The sequence below is a fragment of the uncultured Methanobrevibacter sp. genome (assembly GCF_900316895.1).
Taxonomy (GTDB): domain Archaea; phylum Methanobacteriota; class Methanobacteria; order Methanobacteriales; family Methanobacteriaceae; genus Methanocatella.
Map to the genome: position 1 here is coordinate 1 of NZ_ONER01000103.1, position 4,787 is coordinate 4,787.

General features: G+C 40.4%; 5 protein-coding genes. 3 read left to right on the plus strand and 2 right to left on the minus strand.

Annotated features, from left to right (window positions below; all coding sequences use genetic code 11):
- Positions 1 to 98 precede the first annotated feature (98 nt).
- The 3 genes from QZN27_RS08945 (at position 99) to QZN27_RS08955 (ending at position 3,358) form a co-directional block, all read left to right on the plus strand.
- Complete coding sequence (locus tag QZN27_RS08945) at positions 99 to 2,294, plus strand: CDC48 family AAA ATPase (protein WP_296786623.1); 2,196 nt, start codon at positions 99 to 101, stop codon at positions 2,292 to 2,294.
- 338 nt (positions 2,295 to 2,632) lie between these two features.
- The gene (locus tag QZN27_RS08950) at positions 2,633 to 2,959 is read left to right on the plus strand and encodes a hypothetical protein (RefSeq protein ID WP_296786626.1); all 327 of its coding nucleotides are present in this window, start codon (positions 2,633 to 2,635) and stop codon (positions 2,957 to 2,959) included.
- A gap of 9 nt (positions 2,960 to 2,968) precedes the next feature.
- Entirely contained in the window at positions 2,969 to 3,358 is a 390-nt protein-coding gene (locus QZN27_RS08955; protein WP_296786629.1) for a hypothetical protein, read from the plus strand.
- 54 nt (positions 3,359 to 3,412) lie between these two features.
- Here the strand turns inward: QZN27_RS08955 and QZN27_RS08960 are convergent, their stop codons facing one another.
- Positions 3,413 to 4,069, minus strand: a complete 657-nt coding sequence (locus QZN27_RS08960) for a PolC-type DNA polymerase III (RefSeq protein WP_296786632.1) — start codon at positions 4,067 to 4,069, stop codon at positions 3,413 to 3,415.
- A 9-nt stretch (positions 4,070 to 4,078) separates the two neighbouring features.
- Positions 4,079 to 4,787 (minus strand): methanogenesis marker 8 protein (locus QZN27_RS08965; protein WP_296786635.1); only part of this gene is annotated, 709 nt, incomplete at its 5' end.

A 4,787-nucleotide genomic window follows, 5' to 3' on the forward strand; every position in this document is an offset into this window, starting at 1 on the left:
ACATACACAGATTACTTTGTCAATAAAGTTACAAAAAGTAACAAAAAGATTTTGACAGATTACATTTACATACATTACAGCCAAATGGAGATGATAAAATGGCACAAAAAGAAATCACATTAAAAGTTGCAGAAGCAATTTCACAAAAGGACGTGGGTCAGGGAGTAGCAAGACTTGATCCAAACGTCATGGATGATTTAGGAATCAATGAAAGGGACCTGATCGAAATTGTTGGTGAAAGAAGAACTGCAGCTATCGCTCTTCCTTCACAGACAGACATTGGACTTGGAGTAATAAGAATTGACGGACTGGTCCGTAAAAACTCCGGAGCAACCATTGGTGGAGAAGTTACAATTAAAAAAACCAAAGCAACCGAAGCGAAAAAAGTTGTTTTAGCTCCAATCGAAAACAACATTCGCGTACAAGGCGACGTTCGTGGACTCTTTGCCGGAAAAGTGATGGTTCAAGGAGACATCATCGGATCACAAATCAGAGCACCAAGACCAAGCATGGGCTTCAACAGCCTATTTGACGAATTGATGGACTTCACCCCTGCAATGAAAGAAATCAAGTTTGCAGTAGTGTCCACAAATCCTAAAGACATCGTCATTGTAGGCCCTAACACCGAAGTGCAACTGCATGAAACCCCGGTTGACGTAAGCAAAATCGAAGGTGTCGGAAACCTTGTTGACGTAAGCTACGAAGACATCGGCGGACTTAAAGAGGAAGTCAAAAAAGTAAGGGAAATGATTGAGATTCCTCTCAAAAGACCTGAACTCTTTGAAAAACTCGGCATTGCACCACCAAAAGGAGTACTGATGCACGGTCCTCCTGGAACCGGTAAAACATTACTGGCAAAAGCTGTAGCCAGTGAAAGTGATGCTCATTTCATTGCAATAAACGGTCCTGAAATCATGAGCAAATATGTCGGCGGATCCGAAGAGAACCTACGTGAATACTTCGAAGAAGCTGAAGAAAACTCACCTTCAATCATATTTATAGATGAACTCGATGCAATCGCTCCAAAAAGAGAAGAGACTAACGGCGAAGTTGAAAGAAGAACCGTTGCTCAACTCTTAACTTTGATGGACGGTCTCAAATCCAGAGGCCAAGTGGTGGTAATCGGTGCAACAAACAGGCCTGATTCACTTGACCCTGCACTCAGAAGACCTGGAAGATTCGACCGTGAAATCGAAATTGGAGTACCTGACTCAGAAGAAAGAAAAGAGGTTCTTGAAATCCACACAAGAAACATGCCTTTAGCAGATGACGTCGACCTTGACAAAATCGCAAATACCACCCATGGGTTCGTAGGGGCAGATTTGGAGTCATTATGTAAAGAGGCAGCAATGAGGGTTGTAAGAAGGATCCTTCCTGAAATTCAAAACGATGAGGAAATCCCAAAAGAGGTCATGGAAAAAATCGTCGTTACAGGAGACGACTTCAAAAACGCCCAAAAAGAGATCCAGCCTTCAGCGCTCAGGGAAGTTCTCGTTCAAATCCCAGACATCAAATGGGATGACGTGGGCGGTCTTGAAGATGTGAAACAGGAACTTAAAGAGGCTGTCGAATGGCCACTGAAACATCCTGAAACATTCCAACGCTTAGGAATAAGACCTCCAAAAGGAACCTTGCTTTACGGAATTCCTGGAACAGGTAAGACATTGCTTGCAAAAGCCGTTGCAAGTGAAAGTGAAGCGAACTTCATCTCAGTCAAAGGCCCTGAACTCCTCTCAAAATGGGTTGGCGAATCCGAAAAAGGCGTAAGGGAAGTATTCAGAAAAGCGAAACAGGCTTCCCCGACAGTGATCTTTTTCGATGAAATTGACGCAATAGCCAGTACCCGTAGCGGAAATGACACTGACAGCGGCGTAACCAAAAGAGTCGTAAACCAACTGTTAACTGAAATGGACGGTTTGGAAGAGCTTGAAGACGTTGCAATCATTGCAGCAACCAACAGGCCAGACATTCTGGACGCCGGTTTGATGAGACCTGGAAGGTTCGACAGACACATTCAAGTCAAAGAGCCTGATGAAGAAGCAAGAATATCCATCTTTAAGGTACATACCAAAGGCATGCCTTTGGCAGACGATGTGGACATCAAAAAATTAGCTAAAAACACTGACGGTTATGTCGGAGCAGACATTGAAGCTGTTTGCAGAGAAGCTGCAATGCTTGCCCTAAGGGATGACCTTGAAGCCAGTGAGATCACATACAAATACTTTAAGGATGCAATCGACAAAGTGAAGCCTGGAAACAAGCCCCAGGATGATCAACTAGTTCAGTACATGTAGGGAAGAAATTAAACTTCCCTATTTCCTCCCGGTTATTAACTATTTAATTTCAAACCATATTTAACCCAGGGAAAGATACAGAAATCTTTCCCAACCTCCATTACACTGACAAATTTCTCTACCGTTTTGGGAAGATATGGAATCTTCCCATCAACCTCTATGAAAACTCTTTTTATATCCATTTAAAAATTGATTTAAGCCTGTAAAATTTCATTTTGACTTAAATATTGATTTGTTATTATAGTAAACTGAATTGAAGTAATGTATAAAGTTTATATACTTTAAACGCCAACAGTATTAATGTGGCAGGCAAAACAAGAATAAAAACTGGCGAAAATATGATAGAATATTTGCAAAATGGACCGATTATGCCGTCTTGTGAAAGCAAAGTTGTCCAAAATGACGAATTTCTAAGCAAGCTTGAACAAAAACTCATATTATTAAGTGAGAAATATGGTTTGGGTGAAGTATTATTTAGAGAAAAAAATCCGCTAAATAATAACTCATTTGCTTCATTCTATATCAGAGCACCGAAAACTTGGTCAAATCAGGAAATCTTTGATGTTTGGGATTTGATTTCCGATGAAGTGGATGCCTTTGCTGCAAAAGAAGGTCATGACAACTTGATGGAAGTATGTAATGTTGCAGTCTCCGACAGGTACTGAGGTATGATTATGGTTCATGCATTTGTACCTCAACATCTATTAGACTTTGCAGAATACATTCAAAATCAAGAATATTCGGCAGAACACTATGATTTGCAATGCATAGATCGAACTATTGTTAACAGAGCATATCTGTCAACATATCTTCACGTTCAGGAATGGATTTTAAATAATGGTCCCTACAATGATGTAAAAGATTATTGCGAACATGATATTGGATATCATGCTGCAATTTGCATTGCCTTAAATGAATTAAACAAAAAGGCTATGAGCAAAAAATATGCAGAGTTCATAGAATTAAGAGTCGATGCGGATTACAACATTGTAACCATCATCACTCCAAAAGATGCTCAAAAAGCATTGGACTTGGCTTTCCAAATCCAAAATGCATTGCAGTAGAAAACTATTTTTTTTAAACCCCCATTTCAAGCTGAAGGCAAAATTTAGCTGAACCTATTTTTTAGGCAAAATATCATCAGGACCAACCATCCTCTTATTAAAATACTGCCTTTTATATTCAATGAATGGGAATCTAGGCCCACTTACTCCCCATTTAGGATTATAACCAAAAATATTAATATATTCTTTCAAATCAGGCCTTTCAACAACCATTGCCTGTGTGACATCATATAATGCTTTTGTATCATCGATTGCACGATGGAAGTTAACCTCTTCAATATCATAATACTCAACAGCATCAATCAATTTGTGTGGAAATTCCTTCCTGTCTTTCAGGACAGTGACCGTATCAATCCAATCCAGATTTCCAACAATCCCCTCAGCTTCATCAGGATAGTGCCTTTTAAGCAAAAAGTAAATGAATGATAGGTCAAATTGGCAATTGTGCGCAATCATCAATGTTGACGGAGTTAACCTGCTTTTCAAATCATCGGCCACACTTTTTTCGCTTACCCCTTCAAGAATCAGCATCTCATCGGTGATTCCGGTTATATCAATAATTTTAGGGGGCAGGTCCCTGCCGATATTGATGAATTTATCGTATTCCTCAATGATTTTACCGTCTTCAACTATGAGCATTGCAAGTTCGATTATCTGATCGTCAATGAATTCGAGTCCAGTAGTTTCCGTATCAAAATATATAACCCTCATATTTACACTCTAAATCAGTTTATGTGGAGCATCGCTTTTGTCCCTTGGATAATCATTGGTTGTGAGCGGCTTTCCAATATGCTCAAGCCTTATATCCAAAAATCTTCTGCCATCCTCACTTGCACAGAAAATCGGAACCTTTACTCCATAATAATATGGTTTATTCTCATCGGCATAGTCTGAAACCGCCTTGGATGCACATGCAGTAACGATATCTGCATTTTCAAACAGCATTTCCACCTCATCGGGACTGGCTCCTGTGGTATGGGCCACAAATATGTAAACATTGACGTCATCATCGACTGGATAGTTTCTGATTTCCTCAACCATTGGAGACGGAAGTATTGTTATTGCAATATCCTTATATCCCCTGTCCAAAGCGATTTTCAAGCCTTCAAGCTGGTTGAGCTCGGCAGTTTCAGGATTCAGGATTACACAATCCTTTTCCTCGAGATTTTTAATGACCTCCGGAATCGGTGTTGTGCTTACAAGGCCGGAGACTCTTCCCCCAACGCCCTGAACAACACGGGGATTGGTCATTAGAAGTGTTCCCGCACCGTCACATGCGCCGACTACACAGTCAATGTTTCCCTTTTCCATGTTGGTCTTGAGGATTTCTGAAATGCCCACTGTCACCAGGTCATCCATCTCGATTACCCTTTGCGGTGTGCACATTCCAAAGTCCTTGATTCTGAAATTGATGTTTTTCCTTATGAAT